General features: G+C 72.5%; 24 protein-coding genes. 11 read left to right on the top strand and 13 right to left on the bottom strand.

What is annotated here, in order from left to right:
- The 5 genes from ABTW72_RS21565 to ABTW72_RS21585 form a co-directional block, all read right to left on the bottom strand.
- The gene (locus tag ABTW72_RS21565; protein ID WP_036412622.1) at positions 1–351 is read right to left on the bottom strand and encodes a DUF2203 domain-containing protein; all 351 of its coding nucleotides are present in this window, start codon (positions 349–351) and stop codon (positions 1–3) included.
- 46 nt (positions 352–397) lie between these two features.
- The gene (gene proC, locus ABTW72_RS21570) at positions 398–1216 is read right to left on the bottom strand and encodes a pyrroline-5-carboxylate reductase (protein ID WP_091407583.1); all 819 of its coding nucleotides are present in this window, start codon (positions 1214–1216) and stop codon (positions 398–400) included.
- A gap of 72 nt (positions 1217–1288) precedes the next feature.
- Positions 1289–2317, bottom strand: a complete 1029-nt coding sequence (locus tag ABTW72_RS21575; RefSeq protein WP_091408060.1) for a 6-phosphofructokinase — start codon at positions 2315–2317, stop codon at positions 1289–1291.
- A gap of 162 nt (positions 2318–2479) precedes the next feature.
- A complete protein-coding gene (locus ABTW72_RS21580; RefSeq protein ID WP_350861283.1) occupies positions 2480–2983 on the bottom strand; it encodes a pyridoxamine 5'-phosphate oxidase family protein in 504 nt (167 codons plus the stop codon).
- A gap of 77 nt (positions 2984–3060) precedes the next feature.
- On the bottom strand, positions 3061–3558 hold the full coding sequence (locus ABTW72_RS21585) for a polyadenylate-specific 3'-exoribonuclease AS (RefSeq protein ID WP_112582786.1): 498 nt from the start codon (positions 3556–3558) through the stop codon (positions 3061–3063).
- Positions 3559–3827: 269 nt separating this feature from the next.
- On the opposite strand from ABTW72_RS21585, the gene ABTW72_RS21590 reads away from it, so the two are divergent.
- A complete protein-coding gene (locus ABTW72_RS21590; RefSeq protein WP_091407574.1) occupies positions 3828–4520 on the top strand; it encodes a Crp/Fnr family transcriptional regulator in 693 nt (230 codons plus the stop codon).
- Positions 4521–4705: 185 nt separating this feature from the next.
- Here ABTW72_RS21590 and ABTW72_RS21595 read toward each other — a convergent pair whose 3' ends face one another.
- Positions 4706–4963, bottom strand: coding sequence for a hypothetical protein (locus ABTW72_RS21595; RefSeq protein WP_084597913.1), 258 nt, complete (start codon positions 4961–4963; stop codon positions 4706–4708).
- 118 nt (positions 4964–5081) lie between these two features.
- On the opposite strand from ABTW72_RS21595, the gene ABTW72_RS21600 reads away from it, so the two are divergent.
- Positions 5082–8591 (top strand): AAA family ATPase, encoded by a 3510-nt coding sequence (locus ABTW72_RS21600; RefSeq protein WP_350861286.1) that lies wholly within the window; start codon positions 5082–5084, stop codon positions 8589–8591.
- Positions 8592–8617: 26 nt separating this feature from the next.
- On the opposite strand, the gene ABTW72_RS21605 is transcribed toward ABTW72_RS21600, so the two are convergent.
- Entirely contained in the window at positions 8618–9310 is a 693-nt protein-coding gene (locus ABTW72_RS21605) for a lysophospholipid acyltransferase family protein (protein WP_350861288.1), read from the bottom strand.
- A 321-nt stretch (positions 9311–9631) separates the two neighbouring features.
- Here ABTW72_RS21605 and ABTW72_RS21610 point away from each other — a divergent pair, with 321 nt between their 5' ends.
- Positions 9632–10483, top strand: a complete 852-nt coding sequence (locus tag ABTW72_RS21610; protein WP_350861290.1) for a DUF308 domain-containing protein — start codon at positions 9632–9634, stop codon at positions 10481–10483.
- Between the two features lie 159 nt (positions 10484–10642).
- The gene (locus ABTW72_RS21615) at positions 10643–12139 is read left to right on the top strand and encodes an alpha,alpha-trehalose-phosphate synthase (UDP-forming) (RefSeq protein WP_258401511.1); all 1497 of its coding nucleotides are present in this window, start codon (positions 10643–10645) and stop codon (positions 12137–12139) included.
- Between the two features lie 19 nt (positions 12140–12158).
- Here the strand turns inward: ABTW72_RS21615 and ABTW72_RS21620 are convergent, their stop codons facing one another.
- The 6 genes from ABTW72_RS21620 to ABTW72_RS21645 form a co-directional block, all read right to left on the bottom strand.
- Positions 12159–12953 carry an alpha/beta hydrolase gene (locus ABTW72_RS21620; protein ID WP_350861396.1) on the bottom strand — a complete coding sequence of 265 codons (795 nt, stop codon included), beginning with the start codon at positions 12951–12953 and terminating at the stop codon, positions 12159–12161.
- Positions 12954–13032: 79 nt separating this feature from the next.
- Positions 13033–14439, bottom strand: a complete 1407-nt coding sequence (locus ABTW72_RS21625) for a flavin-containing monooxygenase (protein ID WP_350861292.1) — start codon at positions 14437–14439, stop codon at positions 13033–13035.
- A 117-nt stretch (positions 14440–14556) separates the two neighbouring features.
- Positions 14557–15249 carry an endonuclease/exonuclease/phosphatase family protein gene (locus ABTW72_RS21630; protein WP_112624266.1) on the bottom strand — a complete coding sequence of 231 codons (693 nt, stop codon included), beginning with the start codon at positions 15247–15249 and terminating at the stop codon, positions 14557–14559.
- Positions 15250–15260: 11 nt separating this feature from the next.
- Positions 15261–16208: an ROK family glucokinase gene (locus ABTW72_RS21635; protein ID WP_350861294.1), complete on the bottom strand. Its 948-nt coding sequence runs from the start codon at positions 16206–16208 to the stop codon at positions 15261–15263.
- 76 nt (positions 16209–16284) lie between these two features.
- Entirely contained in the window at positions 16285–16989 is a 705-nt protein-coding gene (locus tag ABTW72_RS21640; RefSeq protein WP_350861296.1) for a hypothetical protein, read from the bottom strand.
- A 31-nt stretch (positions 16990–17020) separates the two neighbouring features.
- Positions 17021–17476, bottom strand: coding sequence for an SRPBCC family protein (locus tag ABTW72_RS21645; RefSeq protein ID WP_350861298.1), 456 nt, complete (start codon positions 17474–17476; stop codon positions 17021–17023).
- Positions 17477–17594: 118 nt separating this feature from the next.
- Between ABTW72_RS21645 and ABTW72_RS21650 the strand changes: the two genes are divergently transcribed.
- From ABTW72_RS21650 to ABTW72_RS21680, 7 genes are all read left to right on the top strand, one after another.
- Positions 17595–19409, top strand: coding sequence for an AMP-dependent synthetase/ligase (locus tag ABTW72_RS21650; RefSeq protein WP_350861300.1), 1815 nt, complete (start codon positions 17595–17597; stop codon positions 19407–19409).
- A gap of 14 nt (positions 19410–19423) precedes the next feature.
- Entirely contained in the window at positions 19424–21115 is a 1692-nt protein-coding gene (locus ABTW72_RS21655; protein WP_112582795.1) for a sensor histidine kinase, read from the top strand.
- Positions 21116–21122: 7 nt separating this feature from the next.
- The gene (locus ABTW72_RS21660; protein WP_030337723.1) at positions 21123–21791 is read left to right on the top strand and encodes a response regulator transcription factor; all 669 of its coding nucleotides are present in this window, start codon (positions 21123–21125) and stop codon (positions 21789–21791) included.
- Positions 21792–21981: 190 nt separating this feature from the next.
- Positions 21982–22791 carry an SAM-dependent methyltransferase gene (locus tag ABTW72_RS21665; RefSeq protein WP_350861302.1) on the top strand — a complete coding sequence of 270 codons (810 nt, stop codon included), beginning with the start codon at positions 21982–21984 and terminating at the stop codon, positions 22789–22791.
- A 79-nt stretch (positions 22792–22870) separates the two neighbouring features.
- Entirely contained in the window at positions 22871–24529 is a 1659-nt protein-coding gene (locus ABTW72_RS21670; RefSeq protein ID WP_350861398.1) for a putative bifunctional diguanylate cyclase/phosphodiesterase, read from the top strand.
- 197 nt (positions 24530–24726) lie between these two features.
- Entirely contained in the window at positions 24727–25311 is a 585-nt protein-coding gene (locus ABTW72_RS21675; protein WP_350861304.1) for a TetR/AcrR family transcriptional regulator, read from the top strand.
- A gap of 20 nt (positions 25312–25331) precedes the next feature.
- Entirely contained in the window at positions 25332–25994 is a 663-nt protein-coding gene (locus ABTW72_RS21680; RefSeq protein ID WP_350861306.1) for a lysophospholipid acyltransferase family protein, read from the top strand.
- The last annotated feature ends 10 nt before the right edge of the window (positions 25995–26004 follow it).

The following is a 26004-nucleotide window of genomic DNA, read 5'->3' on the forward strand; positions in this document are numbered from 1 at the left end:
TCAGAGGGGGCGGCGGCCGGCGAAGCCGCACTCGGCCCGGTGGTACCAACGCACGTCGGAGTCGCCCTCCAGCCAGCACCAGAGCACGGCGCGGCCGGCCCGCTCGCCGGGGAAGTCGAGCAGCACCGGGGCGATGCCCTTGACCTGGATGTCGTGCTGGTGCAGCTCGTCGACGACGGCGTGCAGCCGAGCTTCCAGTGCCTTGACCTCGGCCAACCCGCCGAGCGCGCTCACGCCGTGGTCGGCCAGGTCGGCGCGCAACTCGGCCAGGTCGGCCCGGACCCGGATCAACTCGTCGACGCGCGGTTGCAGGGTGGCCACCAGGTGCCGGGCCTGGGCAAGTGTGAACACCGGGCCAGTATGCGGCACGCACGGCCCCGCGACGCGCCCCGACCGCTCAGTCGGCCTGTGCCGCCAGCTCGCGGGCGCGATCCCGGGCGGCCTCCAGCGCGGCGAGCAGCGCCGCGCGTACGCCGTGCTTCTCCAGCTCACGAATCGCGGAGATGGTGGTGCCGGCCGGCGAGGTGACCGCCTCGCGCAGCTTGACCGGGTGCTCGCCGGAGTCGCGCAGCATCACCGCCGACCCGATCGCGGTCTGCACGATCAACTCGTGCGCCACCTGACGGGGCAGCCCGAGCAGGATCCCCGCGTCGATCATGGCTTCGACCAGAAGGTAGAAGTAGGCCGGGCCGGAGCCGGAGAGCGCGGTGACCGCGTCCTGCTGCGACTCGGGCACCCGGATCGTCTGGCCGAGCGGCTTGAACATCTCCTCGGCCAGCGTGAGGTGCGCCCCGGTGGCGTGCGCGCCCGCGGAGATCGCCGTCATCGCCTCGTCGACCAGCGCCGGGGTGTTGGTCATCACCCGCACCACCGGGGTGCCCTCGGGCAGCCGGCGGCTGAAGAAGCTGGTGGGCAGACCGGCGCAGAGCGAGATGACGAGCTTGTCGGCCGGCACCTTGGGGCCGATCTCGTCGAGGAGCGCGGCGGCGTCCTGCGGCTTGACCGAGACCGCGAGCACCGCGGCCTCGTCCACAGCGGTCAGGTTGTCGACCACCCGTACGCCGTACCGGGCGGTCAACTCCTCGGCACGAGCGGGTCGGCGGGCGGTGGCCAGCAGCCGGTCCACCGGCCACCCCGAGCGCAGCAGCCCGGAGAGCATCAACTCACCGATCTTGCCCGCGCCGATCACCGCGACCGTGTGCACTCCGGCTGACATGTCGGCCCGTACCCCCTCGAATTGGGTCGCGGCGCGGCGGACCCGCAGGCCCGCCGCGCCGCCGACGATCGATCAGCTGCCGAAGAAGACCTCGGCCTCGGCGTACCGCTCCAGCGGCACGGTCTTCAGCTCGCGGGTGGCCTCGGCGAGGGGCACCCGGACGATGTCGGTGCTCTGCATCGCGACCATCTTGCCCCAGTCGCCGTCGTTGACGGCGTCGATGGCCTGCAGGCCCAGGCGGGTGGCGAGCACCCGGTCGAAGGCGGTCGGGGTGCCACCGCGCTGGATGTGGCCCAGCACCACGGTGCGGGCCTCCTTGCCGGTCTTGGCCTCCAGCTGCTCGGCGAGCCACTGGCCGATGCCGCCGAGGCGGACGTGGCCGAACGAGTCGAGCTCCTGGTTGGCGAGGACCATCTGGCCGTCGAGCGGCTGGGCGCCCTCGGCGACCACGACGATCGGGGCGTACTGGTGCTGGAAGCGCTTCTCGACGTAGCCGGCCACCTGGTCGACGTCGAACTGACGCTCGGGCAGCAGGATCACGTTGGCGCCGCCGGCCAGGCCGGCGTGCAGGGCGATCCAGCCGGCGTGCCGGCCCATCACCTCGACGACCAGGGTGCGGTGGTGGCTCTCCGCGGTGGTGTGCAGCCGGTCGATGGCCTCCATCGCGATGTTGACCGCGGTGTCGAAGCCGAAGGTGTAGTCGGTGGCGCCGAGGTCGTTGTCGATCGTCTTCGGCACGCCGACGACGTGCACGCCCAGCTCGTAGAGCTTGGTGGCCACGCCGAGGGTGTCCTCGCCGCCGATCGCGATCAGCGCGTCCACGCCCTGGGCGGCAAGGTTGTCCTTGATCCGCTCGACGCCGTTCTCGATCTTGAACGGGTTGGTACGGGACGAGCCGAGGATGGTGCCGCCGCGGGGCAGGATGCCGCGAACGTCGGCGATGTCCAGCGGACGGGACAGACCCTCGAGCGGGCCCTTCCAGCCGTCCCGGAAGCCCACGAACTCGTGACCGTAAGTGGCGACGCCCTTGCGGACCACCGCCCGGATGACCGCGTTGAGACCGGGGCAGTCGCCGCCGCCGGTGAGCACGCCGATACGCATGATCCGCTAATCCTCCTGGAGCATCAGGTAAAGCCCGATATGCCCCAGGGTATGTGTCAGGTCAGACCATCGGCGCCGTTGCCGGCCCGGGGCGGGCCGTCACTGCGAACTGTAGTCGGCCCGCCAGTACGACGACAGCGCGCCCCGGGCACCCACCCCCGGTCAGTAGGTCACCTCGTGGTTCTCGCCGACCTCGGGCGGCCTGCCGGTGACCGCGGCCTTCGCGTAGCCGAGCAGGTTCACCACGGTGCTGCTCGGCGAGTCCCAGTACTCGGCGGAGCTGGCGTGCACCTTGATCAACGTGAGACCGGGGGTGTCCAGCCCGTCGGGGAACCACGCCTTGAGCAGCGGGTTCCACAGCTGCTCGGCCCGGGCCCGGTCGAACCCCTCGGTGGCGGTGCCGGAGATCGACACCCACGCGTTGTGCTTCTGGTCGGCGAAGGCGACGTTGACCTCCGGGTTCACCCGGATCTGGCGGACCTTGGCCGAGTCGGCGTAGGCGAAGAACCACAGCTCGCCGTCGAACTCGGCCTCCTGGAGCCCCATCGGTCGACTCACCTGCCGCCCGTCCAGGGCAGTCGTGGTGAGCATGCAGATCCGCGCGGCCCGGGCCAGGCCGGTGACCCGGGCGCGTGCCTCCGCGGCGCTGCTCGGCTGGTCGCTCATGGCAATCTCCCTCGGCTCGGCTGGTCGAACCGTTGCCCGGGACAGAACCGGTCAAACCTACGGCGGTGGGTCACCCCTCAACGGGCGGTCATCGCCCGCCAGCGGGCCAGATTGTGCCGGGCATCGACCAGAGCGTCGTGCCGGGCCGCGTCCGCGTCCGGCAGAGGCGGCCGGCCCCGGTCGTCCCAGAGCTGGCGCAGCTCCTTGGTGTAGCGGGGAATCTCCCTGGGCAGCGCCGGCATCGCGCCCCAGAGCTGGGCGAGCACCACGTGGTCGTACGCGGCGAACCAGGCCCACAGCTCCAGCTGCTCCCCCGGCCGGTCCCGGATCGGCTCCACCAGGAAGTCGTACAGGTCGTCGCGGATGCGCTCACGCGAGCGCCAGGCCCGGTCCGCCGGGGAGGGGAGCTTGTCCAGCACGTTGCGTCGGACCCAGGGCACGGCGCGGGAGTCGTCGAACTCGGTGGAGACCGCGTAGAACTCGCGGCCGTACTCGTCGACGACACCGATCGAGACGAGGTCGACGGTGGTGCCGTCCTCGATGAACTCGCAGTCGTAGAAGTAGCGGTAGACCATTCCGGGCATCCTCGCCCACCGCCGTACGGCCGCGCCCGGCGGGGCCCGTCCGGAGGCCGACCGCGCCACGGCGACGCCTCGTGAACGGCGCGTCGCAGCTCGTGACGGTCACGGAAGTGCTTCGAGGGGTGTACAGCAAGCGACCGGACCGTCATGATCTGATGTGTACCGCTACCGGACGCCGAATCGGTGTCAGTTCACCTTGTCGGGGCCCATCAGGTTCGCCCGGTGAGCGAGTTGTGGTCCATGACCGGGGGAGGGGTTGGGCCGTGGAGGTTCGCCTGCCGGAGCCGGGTGACGCGCTCACGGGTGTCGAGATGTTCGCCGGGCTGGAGCCCGAGGTGCGGCAGCGTGTCATCGCCGCCGCCGTTCCGCGCACCTACCGCAAGGGCCAACTGCTCTTCGTGGAGAACGACCCCGGCGAGTCCCTGATCGTGCTGCGCCGCGGCGCGGTGGCGGTCTTTCGCACCGCGCCCACCGGCGAGCGGGCCGTGCTGTCGGTTATCCGTCCACCGGACGTGCTCGGTGAGGTCTCCCTGCTCGACGCGTCCACCCGGTCCGCCTCGGCGGAGGCCATCGAGGACTGCGCGGCGCTCGCGCTCTCTCGGGGCGCGTTCATGGAGCTGGTGCACTCCAACCCCCGCATCCTGGACGCGGTGATGCGCTCACTGGGCGGGCTGATCCGCCGGCTCACCGAGCAGAACGCCGACCACGTCTTCCTCGACCTGCCCGGTCGGGTGGCCAAGACGTTGGTGCGGCTGGCCGGCGAGAGCCAGGCACCGATGATCACGATCGAGCTCAACCAGAGCCAACTGGCCGAGATGGCCGGTGGTTCCCGGCAGAGCGTCAACCAGGCGATCGGCTCGTTCGCCAGCCGTGGTTGGCTGCGCACCGAGGGCCGCCGGATCGTGGTGACCGACGTGGCCGCCCTGCGCCGCCGCGCCGGCATGGCCGACCGCTGACCGACCGGCCCGTGCCAGCCTCGTCACCGACCTGACCTCCGGTGTGGACGTCCGTCTCCGGTCGCCGACCGGCCCACCCGCACCCACGGCTGATGCCGGCCGCCACTGGCAACCGGCATCAGCGAACGTGCAGGACAGACGAGTGCGGCCGGTGGACCGATGGCCCGCCGACCGCACCCGGGCGATCAGTTCTCCGTGCTGTCGGCCGGCGGCGCGCCCGGCCCCGGCCCGATCTTCTTCGGATCGGTCGGCTTACCAGCCGTGGACGTGCTCGACGAGGTGGTCGTGGTCTCCCCCGACCCGCCCGACTGACCCTCAGGCTCTTCCACCATGCCCTGCTCCTCCAGTTCGGCGAGAGTGACAGCATCGACGTCGATCGTGTCGCCCGGCGCCCACAGCGTGCCACCCGGATCGGTCCACGAGGCGGACAGTCGTACCTGCACGGCACTCTCCCTGACATGAAACTTCCTGGTACGGAACACTAACCCCGACCGATCGACGCCGTTGCCCGTCCGCACGTCGGGTACCCGACTGGCCGACCGACCGCGATACTGACCTCTCTTGCCCACGGAGCTGAACATCGACCTCAAGTGTGGACACTGCGCACGCGCGGCCGGGCCGGACGACCGCTTCTGCGGCGGGTGTGGCCAGCCGCTCGGGGTCAACTGTGCGCACTGCGGGCACGCCAACAGCACCGAGGTCAACTTCTGCACGAGCTGCGGTCAACCGCTGCGGGACCACGCCGCCGCGGTGCAGGAGGACCGGCGTCAGGTCAGCGTGCTCTTCGTCGACATCGTGGACTTCACCAGCTACGCGGAGCGGGCCGACCCGGAGCAGGCCCGCAGTCTGCAACAGACCTATTTCGCCACGGTGCGCCGGATCGTGCACCAGTACGGCGGGGTGGTCGAGAAGTACATCGGCGACGCGGCGATGGCGCTGTTCGGCGCGCCGGTGGCCACCGACAACGACGCGTTGCGGTGCGTCCGCGCCGGCCTGGAGCTGCAACGGAACCTGGCCCGTCAGCCCGCCGGTCCGCAGCCGCCGCTGGGCTTCCGGGTCGGCATCGCGACCGGCGAGGCCCTGGTCGACCTCTCCGCCACCCGCGACGGTGGGCAGGCCTTCGTGACCGGAGACGTGGTCAACACGGCCTCCCGCCTACAGGGCTTCGCCCCGCCGGGCGGTGTCGTCGTCGACGAGAGCACCTGGTCGGCCACCCGACACGAGATGGAGTACGCCGACCAGCCACCGGTCACCCTGCGCGGCCGGTCCGCGGTGAGCCGGATCTGGCTGGCCGTCCAGGTGCGCCCACATCGGGACCCGCGCGGCGCCGAGCTGACTCCGATGGTGGACCGGGAACACGAGCGCGGCCTGCTGGTCAACGCGCTGCACCGGATGGTGACCGAGCGGACCTCCCAGTTGGTGACGGTGTTCGGCCCGGCCGGTGTGGGCAAGAGCCGGCTGCTGCGGGAGTTGGCCCGGCACGCCGGCAGCATGCCCGGCCCGCCGATCACCTGGCTCGTCGGGCAGTGCCCGCCCTTCGGCGAGAACGTCACCTGGGCCGCGCTGTCGGACATCGTGAAGACCTGGGTGGGCGTGCCGGAGGTCGACGACCCGGTCGCGCTGCGCGAACGACTGCGGGCCCGGCTGGGGCAACTCGCCGACCCGCATGCGACCCGGTTGGCCGAGGCGCTCGGGCCGCTGATCGGCGTACCCGGCGAACGGCTCACCCCCGGCGAGACCGAGGCCGCCTGGCGGCGGTTCCTGCTCGCCCTGGCGACCGCCGGCCCGACCGTTCTCGTCTTCGAGGACATGCACTGGGCGGACCAGGCGATGCTCGCCTTCGTCGAGCAGTTGGGCGCGTCCGCGCGCGGCGTACCGCTGCTGGTCGTCGCGACCGCCCGACCGGAGCTGCGGGAACGGCACCCGGCCTGGACCGGCACGATCAGTGGCGCGATGTCCATCTCGGTGCCGCCGATGCACGACACCGACATCGACACGCTCTACTCGCTGCTCCTCGGCCAGGCGACGCTGCCGTCCAGCTCGCGTACCCCGCTGATCGAGTTCGCCGACGGCAACCCGCTCTACGCTCAGGAGTACGCCCGGATGCTGCTCGACGGCGGCCTGCTCGACGCCGTCGGTTCGGCCGCCCGCCCCGACCTCGACAGTGGCGCGGAGATGCCCCGCACCGTGCAGGCGGTCATCGCCAACCGGCTCGACCTGCTGGACCCGGCCGACCGGGCGGTGCTCCAGGCCGCCGCCGTGGTCGGCGTGGTGTTCTGGGCCGCGCCGGTGGCGATGGCGTTGGGACGGCCGGTGGAGTGGGTGGAGCGTGCGCTGGACCGCCTGCAACGTCGCGACCTGGTGTACGAGCAGAGCACGTCGACGATGCCCGGTCAGTCCGAGTACCGGTTCCGGCACATCCTGGTGCGCGACGTCTGCTACCAGCGGCTGCCCAGGGCCGAACGGGTGCTGCGCCACCAACGCACCGCCGACTGGATGGCACAGCTCACCGACGGCCGGCAGTACGACCTGGCCGAGGTGCTGGCCAACCACCGCTGGGCGGCCCACGAGATCGCCCGGACGGTCGGGCTGGACACCGCCCCCTACGCCCCGTCGGCGCGGGCCGCGCTGCACCGGGCGGCCCGCCGCGCGTACGAGCTGCACGCGCTGGACACCGCCGCCGCGTTGGTCGGCCGAGCGCTGGCCCTGGACGTCGGGCCGGACCCGGCACTGGAGCTGTTCGACGCCGAGCTGGCGTTCTATCGGGACGGGGACGCCTTCCTGGTGGCGGGGGGCACCGACACCCTCACCCAACTGGCCGAGCGGCTCACCACGAGCGGCGACCGGACGGGGGCGGCGCGCGCCTGGACGCTGCTCGCCACCGCCGCCTGGAGTCGGGCCGACCGGTCGGCGACCCTGCACTGTCTGGACCAGGCCATCGGCATCTACGGCGACCTACCGGACAGTCAGGAGAAGGCGAGCGCCCTGCTGGAGCTGGCCCGGGTGCACATGCTCAACGCGGAGACCGAGCCGGCGTGCACCGCGGCGCGGGCGGCGGCGTCCCTCGCCGAGCGGCTCCAGCTGCGCGAGGTCCAGGCCAACGCGCGGATCACCCTGGCCGTGGCGCGCTACCTGGCCGGCTCCGCCTCGGCGTTCCCGGAGCTGGCGGAGGTGACCGAGCACTGCCGGGTTGAGCGGCTGACCAGTCGGCGCCGGGCGGTGCAGAACCTGGCCTGGGCGTTGCAGGAGGAGGGCGACCTGGCCGGCTCGGCCCGGCTGGTCGACGAGCAGCTCACCCTCGACCTGGGTGGCGAGCACAGCCTGGCCACCAGCTTCGCCGACCAGTGGGCGCGGTCGTACTACGCGGGTGACTGGACGGCGGCGCTGGCGATGGCGGCGGAGTCGACCCAACGGCCGACCGCCGAGTGGGATCTGCACATCGTGGCGGTCTCGGGATGGATGCGCGGGCTGGCCGGAGCCGAGCTGGCCGGCCCCGACCGGCCCGACGAAGCTGCGGGGCCGGCCGCGACGGGCGGGGATCTGGTTGAGCAGGCGCTGGTCGCGGCGCGGCGCACCGGTTTCCACCGGGTGCTGCGCTCCACCCTGGCGCACGCCGCCCTCTGCCGGGCGGTGCAGGGCCGCCGTGACGAGGCGATGGCGCTGCTCACCGAGCTGGACGAGGACTGGCAACGGACCCGGATGATTCCGTTCGCGGAGTGGGTGCCGGCTGTCGGGCACGTCGCCGGGGTGCTCGGCGCGGACGCGGCCCGGCTGGTCCGGCAGTTGCTCGACCGGGCGCCCCGGATGACCCCGTGGGCTCACGCGGCCGGTCAGGTCGCCGACGCCACGTTGGCCCGGCACGCCGGGGACGCCTCGACCGCGGCGAACCTGCTGCGCTCGGCGGCGGCGAGCTACGCCCGGATGACCGACGTGACCGACGAGATCATCACGCTGGCGCTGGCCATCGGCCCGCTGGCCGAGACCGCCTCACCCGCCGCCGCGGCGACCCGCGCCCGCCTGCACGACTTCGCCACCCGTCACCACGCGCCCGCCCTGCTCCACCTGCCCTGACGCCGACCGGCCGGCCCGGCGGTGGCTCAGGCGGCCAGCGGCGTCGGGACGGGCTGCTTGAGCTTCTGGGCGTAGACGTCCACGTACTCCCGACCGGAGAGCTCCATCAACTCGTACATGATCTCGTCGGTGACCGCGCGTTCGACGAACCGGTCGCCGGCCAGCCCGGCGTAGCGGGAGAAGTCCAGCGGTGCCCCGAACCGGATCTTCACCCGGTCGATCCTGGGGATGAGCTTGCCCGGCGGCTGGATCTCGTCGGCGTTGAGCATCGCCACCGGCACCACCACCGCGCCGCTCTCCAGGGCGAGCCGGGCCACCCCGGTCTTGCCCCGGTAGAGCCGCCCGTCCGGTGAGCGGGTGCCCTCGGGGTAGATGCCGGCCACTCCCCCGGCCCGCAGCACCTGCAACTGGGTGTCCAGGGCGGCGCGCGCGGCCCGCCCACCGGAGCGGTCCACCGGAATCGTGCCGGTGCCGACGAAGAACATCTTGGTCAGCCAGCCCTTGATTCCCTTGCCGGTGAAGTACTCGGCCTTGGCGACGAAGGTGACCTTCCGAGCGGTGATCAACGGTGTGAAGATCGAGTCGGAGAAGGAGAGGTGGTTGCTCGCCAGGATCACCGGGCCGGTCGCTGGCACGTTGTGCAGGCCCTCCACCTGCGGGCGGAAGATCAGCTTGAGCAGCGGACCGAGGATGACGTACTTCAGCAGCCAGTAGAGCACCGGCGTCCTTTCCCGTGGTGTGCCCGCGACAGCGCCAGCCGTCGTCGCCGACGAGCCTACGAAGCGAGCGCTCTCACCACAACGGACGACGTTCGGGGCAGGCATCGAGCCGTCCGCGATCACCGAGATCGCACTTGTCGCGCAAGAACGGACAAAGGAGCCGCGCCGCGACCTGCGGGAGCAGCCGTGACTTTGGAAGACGCGACACAACGCACTCCCGGAACCATGCCCTGACGTGTCACGATTCAGAGCACGGCGTGCGGACGGGCGCCGAAGGGCAGCGGTGGCCGCGCCGAAAGGCGCGTTAAGGGGGATGTCCGGGTGTCAGCGGGTGGGGCCCGCCGGGGACGGCGGGACAACGGGCTCGACGCGAACGAGTACGCCGTCGTCGGCGACGTCGATCCGCGCGTCGGTGAGCACCTGCTCGACGTGCTGGCAGCCGGCGGAATCGCCGCCTACCTCCAGCCCTCCGCCGACCTCAACCCGGTCACCCGCACCACCACCGTGCCGGCCCGGCCGGTCGACCGGCTCTACGTCGACCGTTCGCACCTGACCACCGCCCGGGACTACCTGACCCAGCTCGCCGACGAGACCGCTCCGGAGCAGCCACCGGCTCGCGACGAACCGGACATCGACGTCGAGTGGGCGCGGATCGTGGCGGGCTTCCACACCACCTCCACGCCCGGCGACCACCCGTGGCCGGCCTCGGAGGACGTGGACGAGCGGGACAACCGGGACGAGCCGACCTCCGGGCCGTTGACCCGCTCCGGCACCGACGAACCCGGTCCGACCGCCACCGACGTTCGTCGGTTGCCGTCCGCGACGGACATCTCCGGGATCTCCGTGGGGCGCGGCACCCGACCGGACGAGCCGTCGCTGCTCGACGGGTTGGACACCTTCGGCGCCGACCTGCCCGACGACGAGGACGACGAGGGCTACCACCCGCCGCCACCGCCGCCGCTGCCGCGGGTCAGCAAGTACGCGGTGATCGGTGTGCTCGGGGTGGTCGTCGGGTTCGTGCTGTTCCTCTTCCCGTGGCTGCTCCCGATCGACCGCTCCGCGGTCACGCTGTTCGGGTTCACCGGCATCCTGGCCGGTTTCGTCACGCTGATCTGGCGGCTGCGCCCCGGCGACGAGGACGAGGACGACCCGGACAACGGCGCCGTCGTCTGAAGGCCGGCCCGCATCCCGGGACAGCAGCGCCCCGCCGGGGGCGTAACAGTGGTGTAACTTACTGTCAGTAGGAATACCGCTGTACGTCACTTCCCCCGCTGACTGACCGGTTTTTCCTTGCTCGCGGCGGTCAGTCCTCTGCTGATCGGAATGCCCGAGATGCGACAGAGTTCTCTCGTGGTGGTGGCCAACCGCCTCCCCATCGACGACAATCAGGCCCCCGACGGGGCCTGCGAGTGGCGGCGCAGCCCAGGCGGGTTGGTCAGCGCACTGCACCCGCTCCTGCGGCACACCCCGGCGACCTGGGTCGGCTGGGCCGGTGGCACCGGGCCGGCCCCCGCCCTGCCGGACGTGGACGGCGTGCGGATGCACACCGTCGCGCTCAGCTCGGAAGACCTGCGCGACCACTACGAGGGGTTCGCCAACGCCACCCTCTGGCCGCTCTACCACGACTCCGTGGAGCAGCCGCAACACCACCGCCGCTGGTGGGAGGCGTACCAGCGGGTCAACCAGCGCTTCGCCGAGGCGACCGCGGAGGTGGCCGAGCCGGGTGGAGTGGTCTGGGTGCAGGATTACCACCTGCAACTGGTCCCCGGCCTGCTGCGCGCGCTCCGCCCGGACCTGCGCATCGGATTCTTCCTGCACGTGCCATTCCCGCCGCCGGAGCTGTTCATGCAACTGCCCCGCCGGGCCGAGTTGCTGCGCGGCATGCTCGGCGCCGACCTGGTCGGCTTCCAGCGGGTGCAGGCCGCGCACAACTTCGCCCAGTTGGTGACCAGGGTGCTGGAGCTGCCGGCCACCGACCGGCGGATCGGCATCGACGACCGGGTCGTCCGCATCGGCGCCTTCCCGGTCTCCATCGACACCGCCGAGATGGCAGCGCTCGCCGACCGCCCGGACGTGGCCGCCCGGGCCCACCGGCTCCGTCAGGACCTCGGCGATCCCCGGCAGGTCGTCCTCAGCGTGGACCGGATGGACTACACCAAGGGCATCGAGCAGCGCCTCAAGGCGTACAGCGAGTTGCTCGCCAGCGGCGACGTCAAGGTCCGTGACACGGTGCTGGTGCAGGTCGCCATGCCGAGCCGGGAACGCGTCGGCCAGTACCAGATCCTGCGCGAGCGCATCGAACGCGAGGTCGGCCGGATCAACGGCGAGTTCGGCCGGGTCGGTGAGCCGGCGATCCACTACCTCACCCAGCCCTTCGACCGGGCCGAGCTGGCCGCGCTCTACCGGGTCGCCGACGTGATGGCGGTGACCCCGCTGCGCGACGGAATGAACCTGGTCGCCAAGGAGTACGTGGCCGCGCGGGTCGACGACACGGGCGCACTGCTGCTCAGCGAGTTCGCCGGCACCGCCGCCGAGCTGTCCCAGGCGTACCTGGTCAACCCGCACGACCTGGAAGGGCTCAAGCAGGGCCTGCGCGCGGCGCTGCGGGCCGACCCGGCCGACACCACCCAGCGGATGCGGGCCATGCGCGCCCACCTGCACCAGCACGACATCCGGGCCTGGGCCCGCTCCTACCTGCGTGCCCTGGACGAGGGCGGCGGCCTGATCAGTCGCCTGACCAGCACCGACACCGTCTCCGACGGCGCCGCTCGGGTGCCCCGGCCGGCCACCCCGGCCGGCAGCCCGGGCGTCCACCAGGCCGGCGGCTGACCGCCGGCGGCCTGGCCGCTCAGTGCGTAACCGGCTCCTTCTCCAGCCAGTCCAGGATCGCGTCGATCGGCTCCGCCCACCGCGCGTCCAGCATCAGGTCGTGGCCCATCCCGGGAAAGAGCAGCGGGGCCGACCCGTACCGGCGGGCCACCCGGGTCAACGTCGACGCCGGCACCACCCGGTCGTCCGGGCTGCCCAGCACCAACACCGGGGGCGCGCCCACGGCCGGCTCGGCCTCCGGCTCACCCAGCAGCGCCCACTGCGCCCGCCGACCCGCCCGACCGAGGCGTCCGACATACCGCCGGGCCTCCTCGTCGGGCAACTCGCGGCTGAACAACTGGCCCCGGTTGAGCCGCAACGGCCCGCCGAACACCGCCGGCAACGTACCCGCGGGGTTGCGGCGCAACGCCGCGCCCAGCACTCCCCAGCCGCCGAAGACCGGCGCCACCAGCACCGCGCCCCGCGCCGGGTAGCGGGCCAACGCGTGTGCCACCACCAGGGCCCCGGCGCCGTGCCCCACCAGCACCGCCTGCCGCGGCAGGCTCGCGGCCACCTGGACCACGTCGTGGGCGTACGCCCGCAGCGTCGCCTCCGGTGCCGGCTCGCTGCCACCGTGCCCGCGCAGGCTCACCGCGTACGCCGGGAATCCCCGCGACGCCACGTGACCCAACCAGTGCTCGGCGAACGCCCACGCGCCATGCCCGAACCCGGGTACGAACAGCAGCGGCGGACGCCCCTCCTCCAGCTCGGGGACGGCGCTGAGCACCTCCCGCCGGGCTGGCCGGACCGGCCGCGACCACTCCCGGCCCCGCATGATCCGCAGCTCGCTACTCGCGCTCACCGTGCCAGCCTTTCGTTCGCGACTGCGGGGCTCGCAAGCTCACTCTTCGCGCTCACTTGCCCTCCAGCTCGACCAGGGCGCGTTGGATGGCGCGCAGATAGTCGGCGTGCCCGACCTCGAACCAGTGCCGGCTGCTGTCCTTGACCGGCCCGGAGTACCGCTCCCCCGCCCGGTCCCGCACCCGAGACGCGAACGCCGTGGCCCGTTCCGGCCGGTCCCGACGGGCCTGTAGCAGCCGGGCGAAGAGCACCGTCTGCCAGTGCGACAGGGTGAACAGCCCGGAGTCCGGTTGCAGCAGGCCGGCGACGGCCAGGGTCGGATGCCCCGGGGTGAACGCGTTGAGCCACAGCGTCGGCCGCCCCGCGCCCGCGCTGTCACCGAAGACCGACGCGTCGAGGAACTCGAAGCGCGGCAGGTAACCGGTGGCGAAGACGACCACCTCGGGGTCGATCTCGCGCCCGTCGGCCAACTCCACGGCGTACGGGTGGAACCGGGCGACGTCCGGCACCGGGCCGATCCCGCCGTGGCCCACGTAGTAGACGAGCTGGCTGTTCGCGATCGGGTGCGTCTCGTACACCCGGTGGTCGGGCTTGGGCAGGCCGAAGCGGGTCAGGTCGCCGACGGTCAGCCGCAGCGTCCAGTGGTAGAGCCACTGCCGCACCCGTAGCGGCACCCGCAGCGCCAACAGGCTGTCGTTGACCTGGTCGGCGGGGCGACCGAGCACGTACTTCGGCGCGTACCAGTAGCCCCGGCGGGTGGAGTGCCAGCAGCGCGACGCCTGCTGGGCGGCCTCGACGGCGATGTCGCAGCCGGTGTTGCCGGCGCCGACCACCAGCACCCGCTTGCCGCGCAGCTGCGCCGGGTCCTTGTAGGACGAGGCGTGCATGATCTCGCCGCGGAACTGTTCGAGGCCCTCGTAGCGGGGCAGCTTCGGCGACCAGTTGTGGCCGTTGGCAATCACCACGGCGGCGTACCGGGCGGTGCGCTCGGGGCCGTACCCGCCGGTGGAGCGGGTGGTCACGCCCCACCGGTCCCCCTCGACGGGCTCGACCCGGATGACCTCGGTGCCGAACCAGATGTGCGAACGCAGGTCGAAGTGGTCGGCGTACCGCTCGAAGTAGGACAGCAGCTGACTGTGGTGCGGGTAGTCCGGCCAGGAGTCCGGCATCGGGAAGTCGGGGAACTGGGTGAACGGCTTCGACGAGATCAGGTGGGTGCTGGCGTACACCGGGCTGCGGTCGTGCCGCCAGTTCCAGGCGCCGCCGACGCCCGTCTCCCGCTCGTAGCAGTCGACGCCGAACCCGTGCTCACGCAGGTTCTTGATGGCCGTCAGGCCGCTGGCCCCGGCCCCGATGACGCAGACGGTGTCGCCACGGTCGGAGACCGGGCGGCGGTCGCTGTTCGCCGCGGGCGAGGTCGCCTCCGGGTCGGGCCGGCCGTGGTCGGTGGAGGTGGACACCGGGGGGATCTCCTTTTGGTACGGCAGGCGTGCCGGTCGCCGCGAAATCCTCTCCACAACCGGGCCGGATGTCCAGTCCTGACCCGGATGCGCCGACGGTCGAGCCGGGGTCGGGGGTCAGTCGGTGGCGGGCAGCAGCAGGTCGACCAGGACCGGGAAGTGGTCACTGGCCCGGCGGGTCTGCGGGGTGTCCACCACGTCGTAGTCGACCACGGTGATCCGCGGGTCGACGAAGAGCGCGTCGATGCGTCGGCGCGGGTCGGCGCAGGAGTAGGTGAGTCGCTCGGCCCGGTCGGCCGCCACCGCCGCGTCGGTCAACCCCCGCGACACGGTGGCCCAGGCGGGCCCGTCCGGCCCTTCGTTGAGGTCCGCCCCGGCCAGCACCGGGCTGGTCGCCGCGTCCAGGCCACGCTTGAACTCGGTGGCCTGGGAGGGCCGTTCGGCCGGGTCGGTGGACAGGTGCGAGCCGGCGAGGGTGAACCGGGCGTCACCGACGCGGCAGTCGGCGTACGCGGCGCCGCGCAGGTGCCGGCCGGGGGTCAGCGGGAAGCGCTGGCAGCGGGTGCCGAGCACCTGGACCCGCAGGCTGGTCAGGAGCAGGTTGCCCAGGGCGGGCAGCCCACCGGCGGCCACCACCAGGCCGAACGACTCGGCCAACGTGGCGGACTTCTGCCGCCACCGGAACCGGCGCGGCCCCTCCTGCACGATCACCACGTCCGGCGTCGCCGCCCGGACCACCGCCGCCAGCGCGGCGGTGTCGTCGCGCTGGCTGTGGACGTTGTACGACACCACGCGCAGCGGCACACCCATCCCGGACCGCCTCAGATCCAGCGGGCCAGGTCGGCGGCGCCGATCACCCCGGCGCTGTTGCCCAGCTCCGCCGGGAGCACCTCGGCCACCGGCAGGCGACCGCGCTGGGCGAGCGCGTCGAGGTACGAGCGGCGGGTGGGACCGAGCAGCAGGTCACCGGCGTCGATCACGCCGCCGCCGACCACCAGGGTCTGCGGGTCGAGGATCTGCGCCATGTCGGCGAGGCTGGTGCCCAGCCACCGACCGATCTGGGCGAACGCCTCGGCGGAGACCGGGTCGCCACCCTGCGCGGCGGCGGTCACCATCGGGCCGGTGATCGCCTCGGCCTCACCGCCGGCCAGCTTCAGCAGGGCGGTGGCCCGGTTGGGTTCCTGGCGGGCGCCGGCTCGGGCGAACCGGACCAGGGCGCTGCCGCTGGCGTACTGCTCGATGCAGCCCAGCCGGCCGCAGCCGCACTGGTGCCCGTCCGGCACGGCCAGCATGTGGCCCAGCTCCGCGGCGATGCCGTGCGCGCCGCGCATCAGGTCGCCACCGAGGACGATGCCGCCGCCCACACCGGTGCCGATGGTGAACATGATCATCGAGTCGTCGGCGTCGCGGGCCGCGCCGTAGCGGAACTCGGCCCACGCGGCGACGTTCCCGTCGTTCTCCACGATCACCGGCAGCCCGACGGCCTCGCTGACGTACTCGCGCAACGGTTCGTCACGCCAGGCCAGGTTGGGAGCGAAGAGCACCGTCGAACGGCTGGCGTCGATCCAACCGGCCGCGCCGATGCCGACGGCCTCGACGGTCCGCCCGGCAGCCAGCTCGCCGACCAACTCGATGATGACGTCGCGGGTCTTGGCCACGTCATCGGCGGGAGTGTCCCGTCGGGTCTGCACGAGGACCGTGCCGGTGTCGTCCACGACACCGCCGGCCACCTTCGTGCCACCGACGTCGACTCCGATGGTCAGCGTCACCGCTACCGCCCCCCTCTGCTGTGCTGTCCGGCCCAGGTTCCGGCCCACTGCCGGTCCGGGTCGGAAGGTCCCGCGCTCAGGCGCCGTCGCCCGATGCTTCCGCGTCGGCGTCATCGGGCACCCGCGAGGCGGGCACCACGGGACGGGTGGTCGGTGCCGGTACGGTCGCCGTCCCGGCCTCGTCGACGGGTGGTACGGCGGCCGGGGCGAGTGGGTCCGCCGTCCGGGTGGCGACCGACCAGACATCCCGCTCCGGCGCCGGCTGAGAATCATGCCCGGTACGGGTGGCATCGCGCCACACGTGGTCGTCGACGGTAGCGGTGGGCGGGGCGCCCGGCGGTGGCTCGGGGAGCACGTCGTCGGTGCTCGCGGCGGGTGCCGGCGCGGGCGGGGTGGTCGGCTCGGCGGCCGGCGCGGTGGGGCTCGGCGCGGACGGTTCCGGCGGGGAGAACGCGCGGAGCAGGCTGGCGACGCCCGCGGCGAGGTCACCGGCGCCGGTCGCGAGCCGTTCGGCGAATTCCGGACTCGGGTCCCGCAACGCGGCGATGCCCCGACAGACCGGGCAGACGCAGCATTCGGCCGAACCGGTGGCGAAAGCACCACCGGTGCCGGAGCGGGCGTCCGGGCCCGCGCTGTGACCGAGGACACCGGACAGCATCCCGCCCAACGAGCCGAACGCCCCGCCCGCCGAGCCGGCGGAGGCCAGTCGCGCCCCTGCCAGCAGGGTGGCGACCAGCCGCTCCGCCTCTTCCCGGGCCGAACCCGGATCCGTTCCGCCCACCGTCGGCTCCTCTACCGTGCCACCGGACACGTCACTGCGCCGCACCGGCTGCTTCTACCCGGCGCTTGAGCTGCTTCAACGCGGTGTCCATGATCATCTTTTCGGCTTTGCGCCGAAACATCCCGAGCATGCCGACCGACAGGTCGACCTCCAGCGTGTAGGTCACCGTCGTGCTGCCGTCCGGGTTACCCACCAGGTCGTACGAACCACGCTGGGCCTTCTGCATCTTCGAGGGGGCGACCAGGTGCCACTCGATCCGGGACAGGTCCTCGGCGTACTCGTAGGCGAGCACGTACTCGTCGGCCATCACCCCGGCGTCGATGGTGAAATGCACCTGACTGGCGTAGCCGTCCTCGTACTCCTCGATGACCTCGGCGCGACGTACCGCGTCGGTCCACTCCGGGTAGCGCGCGAAGTCGCAGATGACCGCCGTCACCCGATCCGGTGCGGCGCCGATGATGATCGACTGGGTGGAGGAGTCCGCCATGGGGGGAGGCTACCTGCCTCCTGGTTGTCTCACCCCGACCGCCCGCCGGGTAGGTTTCGACACATGCCGACGCCACGGCGGCGGCCGGCCCAACCAGTGCGAGCACGAAGGAGTGCAGGTGCGCGAGTTCTCCGTCCCGCCGATCGTCACCGTTGGCGACGCGGCCAACCTCACCGATCCGGTCTGGGACAACGCCGAAGTCGCGCCCGACACCGTCCAGTTCGCCCGACCCACCCCGCGCACCGACGGCACCGTCACGGAGTGGACCGAGGTGACCTGCCTCCAGTTCCGCGACGAGGTGGCCGCCGTGGCCCGCGGGCTGATCGCCGCCGGCATCGAGCCCGGTGCCCGGGTCGGGCTGATGAGCCGCACCCGCTACGAGTGGACGCTGCTCGACTACGCCATCTGGGCCGTCGGCGCGGTGACCGTGCCGATCTACGAGACGTCCAGCGCCGAGCAGGCCGCGTGGATCCTCGAGGACTCCAACGCGGTCGCCGTCGTGGTGGAGAGCGAGGCGCACGCCGCCCTGATCGCCGGTGTCCGGCACCGGCTGCCCGAGCTGGGCCGGGTCTGGGAGATCGACAGCGGCGGGGTCGACGAGCTGGTCACCACCGGCACCACTGTCGAGCTGGCCGAGGTCGAGCGGCGACGCAAGGCCGTCCGCGCCGGCGACCTGGCCACGATCATCTACACCAGCGGCACCACCGGCCGGCCCAAGGGCTGCGTGCTCACCCACCGCAACATGTACGCCGACATCGCCAACGCGGTGCCGGTGCTGCCGAACCTGTTCAACGCCGGCGCGAGCACCCTGCTCTTCCTCCCGCTGGCGCACGCCTTCGCCCGACTCATCCAGATCGGCGTCGTGCAGGCGCGAGCCACCATGGCGCACTGCGCCGACACCAAGAACCTGGTCGCCGAGCTACAGGCGTTCCGGCCGACCTTCGTGCTCTCCGTACCCCGGGTGTTCGAGAAGGTCTACAACGCCGCCAAGCAGAAGGCCGAGGCGGACGGCAAGGGCGGCGTCTTCGCCCGCGCCGAGCAGGTCGCCATCGCGTACAGCGAGGCGCTGGAGACCCCGGGCGGCCCGGGCCTGGCGCTTCGCGCCCAGCACGTGGTCTTCGACCGGCTGGTCTACCGCAAGCTGCGCGCCGCGCTCGGCGGACGCTGCCGGGACGCGATCTCCGGCGGCGCGCCACTCGGCGCCCGGCTCGGCCACTTCTTCCGGGGCATCGGCGTGACGGTCCTGGAGGGCTACGGCCTCACGGAGACCTCGCCCGCCGCCGCCGCGAACCTGCCCGGCGGCACCCGGATGGGCAGCGTCGGCCGTCCACTGCCCGGCGTGACCGTGCGGATCGAGGACGACGGCGAGATCCTGATCTCCGGCGAGTTGGTCTTCCAGGGTTACTGGCGCAACGAGACCGCGACGGCCGAGACGATCAGCTCCGACGGCTGGTTCCGCACCGGCGACCTGGGCCAGCTCGACTCCGACGGCTACCTGAGCATCACCGGCCGCAAGAAGGAGCTGATCGTCACCGCCGGCGGCAAGAACGTCGCCCCGGCGGTGCTCGAGGACCTGGTCCGTGCGCACCCGTTGATCAGCCAGTGCGTCGTGGTCGGTGACGCCAAGCCGTTCATCGCGGCGCTGGTCACCATCGACGAGGAGGCGCTGCCGTCCTGGCTGGAGAACGCCGGGATGCCCCTCGACACCCCTGTCGAGCAGCTGCGCGAGCACGAGGGCCTCCGCAAGGAGATCCAGGCCGCGGTCGACGCCGCGAACCAGGCCGTGTCGAAGGCCGAGGCGATCAAGGTGTTCCGGGTCCTGCCCCACGACTTCACCGAGGCGACCGGCGAGCTGACCCCGTCGCTCAAGGTCAAGCGCCAGGTTGTCCACAAGACGTACGCGGCGGAGATCGCCGATATCTACCGAGGCTGACTACCATCCGTCACGTGCCCGCATCCACAGCCACCGCCCCGCACCCGCATCCCCTCGCCGCGGCCGCCCGCGTGGTGATGCTGGCGCTGATCGCCATCCTGACCCTGTTCGCCACCCGCGACGTCACCCAGCTGTGGTGGATCGCGCTGCTGGCGGTGGCCGGGCTGCCGTCGCTGCTGGCACCGCAGCACCGGCTGGTCGGCCCGCTGAGCCGGGTGGCCGAGGTGGTGGTGCTGGGGCTGGCCGCGAGCCACGTCGCCGCGGTGGCGTCCATCGGCGGCACGGTGGACGGCCTGGGCGCGTCGGCGGTGCTGCCCTACCTGGCGGTCCCGGTGACCGTCACCGCGCTGCGCCGCCGCTTCCCGGAGGGCGCCGCGCTGCTCGTGGTCACCGCCGCCACCCTGCTGCTCAGCGGCGCGCTGACCCGGGTCGACGGTGGTCTCCAGCTCGGCCAGCTCGGTTATCTCGCGGTCTGCGCGCAGTGGCTGATCCTGGCGGCGCTGGGGCTCTACGCCGCCGGCACGCTGCACCGGGTGATGGCGGTCCGTGGTGAGGGCAAACCTCAGCCGTACGCCGAGGCCACCCGCCTGCTGACCCAGCTGCGGACGGTGGCCCGGCAGCTGCCCGGGGCGACCCTGGACCCGGGCGGCATCTCCGAGCACCTGCTGGAGGAGCTGCGCACGGTGGCCCGCGCGGACCGGGGCGCGGTGCTGTCGGCCAGCGGCGGAGGCCGCCTCGTGGTGCTCGCCCAGGCCGGCGTCGACCGGGTCGACTGGGAGACGACGCTGGACGCGGACTCCGCGATCGCCGACGCCTGGGCCACCCAGCAGGCCACCACGGCCGCCCGGTCACAGTCCCGTTCGCACCGCGGCGGCGACGTGTCCGCGCTGATCATTCCGCTGGTCGCCGGGGTGCGCACGGTGGGGCTGGTGGTGCTGGAGGCCGACGCCGCGCACGCGTACCCGCCGCCGGTGGTGTCCCGGGTGACCGCGCTGACCCGCCCGGCCGCGCTGCGGCTGGAGGCGGCGCTGCTCTTCGACGAGGTGCGCTCACTGGCCACCAACGAGGAGCGGCAGCGGTTGGCCCGGGAGATCCACGACGGGGTCGCCCAGGAGCTGGTGATGGTCGGCTACGGCATCGACAACGCCCTGGCCACCGTCTTCGACGACGCCGACGAGACCGCCGAGGCCCTGCGTACGCTGCGCGGCGAGGTGACCCGGGTGATCCAGGAGCTGCGGCTGAGCCTCTTCGAGCTGCGCAGCGAGGTGGACCGGCAGGGCGGGTTGGCTGCGGCGATCGCCGAGTACGCGCGCACCGTGGGCGCGTCCGGCGGGCTGCGGGTGCACCTCTCGCTGGACGAGTCCACAGCCCGGCTGCCGGCCGCCACCGAGGCCGAGTTGCTGCGCATCGCGCAGGAGGCGGTGACCAACGCGCGCAAGCACGCCGGGGCGTCGAATTTGTGGGTCACCTGTGAGGTCGACCCCCCGTACGCGCAAATAGAAGTGTCGGATGACGGTCAGGGGATGGCTGACCAGCGCCCGGACGGGCGGTACGGTCTTGCGATCATGGCCGAGAGGGCGGAACGTATCCGGGGCCGGTTGGAGATCAGGCCGCGGCAACCCAGCGGCACGACCGTGGCGGTGGTTCTCGGCACCTCGGCCCGGCGCGATAACGTGCGCGGCAGCGCAGCACCAGAAGGGGAGTAACCCGAGGATGACCACAAGTCCGATACCGGCCACCCGTACCAAGGTCCTCCTTGTCGACGATCATGACCTGATTCGCAAGGGTTTGCGGCACGCCTTCGAGCGCGACCGCCAGTTCGAGGTCGTCGGTGAGGCGGCCACGGCGGCGGAGGGGGTACGCCAGGCCGGCGCCTTGCAGCCGGACGTGGTGATCATGGATCTGCGGCTGCCCGACGGCAGCGGCCTGGAGGCCACCCGCGCACTGCGTAAGTCCAGCGCGTCGATGGGCATCGTGGTGCTGACCATGTACGCCGGCGACGACCAGCTCTTCGGCGCCCTGGAGGCCGGTGCGAGCGCCTTCGTGCCGAAGACCGCGCCGGCCGACGAGGTGGTGGCCGCCGCACGGCACGCCGCCTCCTCCCCCAGCGCCTTCACCGCGGCCGACCTGGCCGAGGCGATGAAGCGCCGGCTCGCCCCGTCCGGTCCGCAGTTGTCTCCCCGGGAGGGGCAGGTGCTGCGGCTGCTCGCCGACGGGATGAGCGTGGCGGGCATCGCCAAGCAGCTGTTCGTCAGCGAGTCCACGGCGAAGACGCACATCTCGAAGCTCTACGAGAAGCTCGGCGCGGCCAACCGGGCTCAGGCCCTGATGACCGCGCTCCGGCTGGGCCTGCTCGAGGCACCGGACGCGCCAAAGTTCTGACCTGCCTCCCGCTCGTCGAGCGGGACGACGCGACCGACGGTCCGCGCCAGCTTCTCCCTGGCGCGGACCGTCGCGCATCGACCGACGTCGGCGGGCAACCTTCGGCGCGCTATGGTCTGGCGTGCGTGGCGGGTGCACAATACCCGCGCGGGCGACGATGCTCGCGTCGCGGATTCGAGGGGTGAAACGCATGCAGCGGCCGGACTGGGCACCCGACACCATCGACATCGAGCGCCCGAGCGTCGCGCGGATGTACGACTACTACCTCGGCGGCTCACACAACTTCGCCGCCGACCGGGCAGCGGCGCAGGCGATGGTCGCCGCGGTGCCCGAGGCGCCGTTGATGGCCCAGGCCAACCGGGCGTTCCTGCGCCGGGCCGTGCACCACCTCGCCGACGCCGGGATCCGGCAGTTCCTGGACATCGGTTCGGGCATCCCGACCGTCGGCAACGTGCACGAGATCGCCCAGCAGCTCGACCCGCAGTCGCGAGTGGTCTATGTGGACGTCGACCCGGTGGCGGTGGCGCACAGCCGCGAGATCCTCGCCGGCAACGAGCAGGCCGCGATCGTGCAGGAGGACCTGCGCAACCCGGAGGCGATCCTGGCCCATCCGGACGTCCGCAAGCTGCTCGACCTGAGCCAACCGGTGGCCGTGATGGTCGTGGCCGTCCTGCACTTCGTCTCCGACGACGACCGGCCGGCGGAGCTGCTGCGGACGCTGCGGGACGCGTTGGCGCCCGGCAGCTACCTGGTGCTGTCACAGGCCAGCGACGACGGGCGCAGCGAGGACGAACGCGCCGAGGCGGAGCGGGTCTACCGGCGCACCGACAACCCGCTGTGGGTGCGCAGCCGTGCCGAGCTGACCGCGCTCTTCGACGGCTTCGAGCTGCTCGACCCCGGCGTGGTCTGGGTGCCCGAGTGGCGACCGGACACTCCGGAGAGCGCGGAGGACGCCGAGCGCGCGGTCTTCATGGGCGGCGTCGGGCGCCTCGGTGACTGAGTCGCCCGGGGCGACCCCCTGCCCGGGGACGTTCGCCCGGGCCTGGGCCAAGGCGGTCTCCGGCACCAGCTACCTGCCGATGACCCAGGCCCAGTTGGAGTCCCTGCTGGACCGGCTCACCGGGCAACTGGCCGGGGCGTTGCTCACCGAGCCGTTCGACCTGCGTGCCGGGCACCGGGTCGGCGCCGAGCTCGTCGCCGCGCACATCGCTTCCGCCGAGGGGCTGGGTCGTACCGTCGAGGTCATCCAGCTCCGCCTGGTACGCGACCTGGGGTTGGTGGCCGAGGACGTCGAGGACCGGATGGCCCGGCTGCTGGCGGCCGTGGCGACCGGCTACGCCCGTGCGCTGCGCGACCGGACGCTCGACGAGCAGGAGTCGATACGTCGCGCCGCGATGCGGGCCCGCACCCAGGCCGAGCGGGCGCTGCGGGCCAGCGAGGCCCGGTTCCGGCATCAGGCCACCCACGACCCGCTCACCGGCCTGCCCAACCGGACGCTGTTCACCGAACGGCTCACCGCCGCGCTCAACGAGCCGGGCCGGGGCGCGCAGCGGGTCGGGGTGTGCTTCCTGGACCTGGACCGCTTCAAGGTGGTCAACGACACCCTGGGGCATCAGATCGGTGACCTGCTGCTGGCCACGGTGGCCGAGCGGCTGCGCAAGGCCATGGGTGAGCACCTGGTGGCCCGGCTCGGCGGCGACGAGTTCGTCATCCTGGTGGAACACACCGCCGGCACCGACGACATGGTGGCGGTGGCCGAGACCGCGCTCGCCGCGGTACGCACACCGGCCCTGGTCGACGGGCACGAGCTGCAGATCTCGGCGAGCATCGGCATCGTCGAGCGCCAGGTGGCCGGGGCCAACCCCACGGACCTGATGCGGGCCGCTGACAGCACCCTGCACTGGGCGAAGTCCGCCGGTGGGGCGCGCTGGTCGCTCTACGACGCCGAGCGCAACCAACGTGAGCTGGCCCGCTACGCGCTCTCCGCGGCCATCCCGGCGGCGTTGGAGCGGGGCGAGTTCTACCTCGACTACCAGCCGCTGACCTCGCTGCGCGACGGCAGCCTGGTCGGCGTGGAGGCGCTGGTCCGCTGGCGGCACCCCGAGTTGGGGGTGCTGCGCCCGGACAGCTTCATCGGGTTGGCCGAGGAGACCGGCCTGATCGTCCAGCTGGGCGGTTGGGTGTTGGCCGAGGCGTGCCGCGAGGCCGAGGCGTGGTCGACCGGGGGTGCCGCCGCGCCCTTCGTCAGCGTCAACCTTGCGGTACGGCAGGTGCACCGGCCCGGTTTGGTGCAGGAGGTCCGCGCGCTGCTGCGGCAGACCGGCCTGCCACCGGAGCGACTCCAACTGGAGATCACCGAGAGCACGATGATGAGCACCGCCGAGGAGCCGGTCCGCGCCCTGCGGGTCCTTGCCGATCTCGGGGTGCGCATCGCCATCGACGACTTCGGCACCGGCTACAGCAACCTGGCGTACCTGCGGGACCTGCCGGTGACCGAACTGAAGGTGGCCGGGGAGTTCGTGGCCGGCCTGCGTTCGCCCTCCGTCGGCCGCACCGACGAGCGGATCCTCGCCTCCCTGGTCTCGCTGGCGCACGCGCTGGACCTGACCGTCACCGCCGAAGGGGTGGAGACCGCCGGGCAGGCCGAGCGGCTACGGGCGATCGGCTGCGACGCAGCCCAGGGCTGGCACTTCGGCCGGCCGGCCCCCGCCGATCGCATCCTGGCCCGCATCCGCTGAACCACCCCGCCCCAACCACTCGGCTGAGCGGGCCAGGGTTCCGCGGCCAGGTCGAGGAAACGTTCATCCAGACACCCGGCACCACGGGCAGCGCCGGCGGCAACGGGATTGAGCCTGCGTCGACGAACGACAGATCGCGCCGGAGAGATCCGGCACCGAAGGTAGACACCGTCTACGACGACTGGTAGACAGTGTCTATGGACGCGGACGAGACGGGGCTACGAGCGCGGTTGGTGGCCGTCGGGGTGGACCTGGTGCTGCGCGAGGGCCAGTCCGCGGTGTCGCTGCGAGAGATCGCCCGCCGTGCCGGGGTCTCGCACGGCGCACCGCGCCGCTACTTCCCCACCCACGTCGACCTGCTCTCCGCCATCGCCCGGGAGGGCTTCGCCGACCTCACCGCCCGGGTCGAGCGAACGTTGCGTGACGCCGATCCGGACCCGCGTACCCGATTGACCGCGTTGGCCCGGACGTACCTGGACTTCGCGGCGGCCCACCGCGGCATGTTCGAGCTGATGTTCCGCCACGACCTGTTGGACAGCGGCCGGCTTCGGCTGCGCGAGACGAGCCTGCCGCTGTTCGCCGTGCTGGCCGACCTGGTGGCGCAGGCACGCCGGCCCACCGACGCGCCCGCGGCGGTGCTGGCCGGCGCGCTATGGGCGAACCTGCACGGCATCGCCCAACTCTGGGCCTGGGGCAGCCTGCCGCTGGCCACCGGCGCCACCGACGACGACGCCCTGCTGCGCGCCGCGTTGGACGCCCACCTCGGCCCGGCACCCGCCTGAAACCCGACCCCGGAGGACACGTGCCCCTGCTGTACGACGTCACCAAGCTGGCCGTCGGCACCGTGCTGCGGTTTGGCTGGCAGCCCCGGGTGGAAGGGCTGGAGCATCTGCCCCGACACGGCGGCGCGATCCTCGCCGGCAATCACCTGTCCGTCGCCGACGAGTTGTTTCTCGTCAGCTCGACGCCCCGACACGTCACCTTCTGGGCGAAGGTCGAGTACTTCAACGGCCGGGGTCCGGGCGGCTGGCTCAACCGGCGGATCGTCGCCGGCATGGGTGCCATCCCGGTGGACCGCGCCGACGGCCGGGCCGCCCTGCGCGCCCTCGACGCCGCCGTCCCGGTGCTGCGCGCCGGCGGCCTGGTCGCCGTCTACCCGGAGGGCACCCGCTCGCCGGACGGGCGGCTCTACCGGGGCCGGGTCGGGATGACCCGGCTGGCCCGCGACGCCGGGGTGCCGATCATCCCGGTCGGCGTGCTCGGCACCGCCGAGGTGCTGCCGGTCGACGCGCGGCTGCCCCGTCGACACCCGATCACCCTGCGGTTCGGTCCGCCGATCCCGGTCGCCGAGCGGATCAACGGGCCGCGTGACATCCGAACGGTCACCGACGAGGTGATGGCGGCGATCCAGCAGCTCACCGGCCAGGAGTACGTGCCGCGCTACGCGCCCACCCGGGAGAGCTGAACGGGGGCGG

The organism is Micromonospora sp. NPDC127501 (assembly GCF_040302185.1).
In the GTDB taxonomy this organism is placed as follows: Bacteria; Actinomycetota; Actinomycetes; order Mycobacteriales; family Micromonosporaceae; genus Micromonospora.

Bases quoted from the DNA above. Each gene is read 5' to 3' on its own strand.
- ABTW72_RS21645 (WP_350861298.1), bottom strand. From the start codon at position 17,476: ATGGCGGACTCCTCCACCCAGTCGATCATCATCGGCGCCGCACCGGAT.
- ABTW72_RS21660 (WP_030337723.1), top strand. From the start codon at position 21,123: ATGACCACAAGTCCGATACCGGCCACCCGTACCAAGGTCCTCCTTGTC.
- proC (WP_091407583.1), bottom strand. From the start codon at position 1,216: ATGTCAGCCGGAGTGCACACGGTCGCGGTGATCGGCGCGGGCAAGATC.
- ABTW72_RS21575 (WP_091408060.1), bottom strand. From the start codon at position 2,317: ATGCGTATCGGCGTGCTCACCGGCGGCGGCGACTGCCCCGGTCTCAAC.
- ABTW72_RS21620 (WP_350861396.1), bottom strand. From the start codon at position 12,953: ATGCGGGGCCGGGAGTGGTCGCGGCCGGTCCGGCCAGCCCGGCGGGAG.
- ABTW72_RS21615 (WP_258401511.1), top strand. From the start codon at position 10,643: ATGCGACAGAGTTCTCTCGTGGTGGTGGCCAACCGCCTCCCCATCGAC.
- ABTW72_RS21630 (WP_112624266.1), bottom strand. From the start codon at position 15,249: ATGGGTGTGCCGCTGCGCGTGGTGTCGTACAACGTCCACAGCCAGCGC.
- ABTW72_RS21670 (WP_350861398.1), top strand. From the start codon at position 22,871: ATGACCCAGGCCCAGTTGGAGTCCCTGCTGGACCGGCTCACCGGGCAA.
- ABTW72_RS21665 (WP_350861302.1), top strand. From the start codon at position 21,982: ATGCAGCGGCCGGACTGGGCACCCGACACCATCGACATCGAGCGCCCG.
- ABTW72_RS21675 (WP_350861304.1), top strand. From the start codon at position 24,727: ATGGACGCGGACGAGACGGGGCTACGAGCGCGGTTGGTGGCCGTCGGG.
- ABTW72_RS21585 (WP_112582786.1), bottom strand. From the start codon at position 3,558: ATGGTCTACCGCTACTTCTACGACTGCGAGTTCATCGAGGACGGCACC.
- ABTW72_RS21580 (WP_350861283.1), bottom strand. From the start codon at position 2,983: ATGAGCGACCAGCCGAGCAGCGCCGCGGAGGCACGCGCCCGGGTCACC.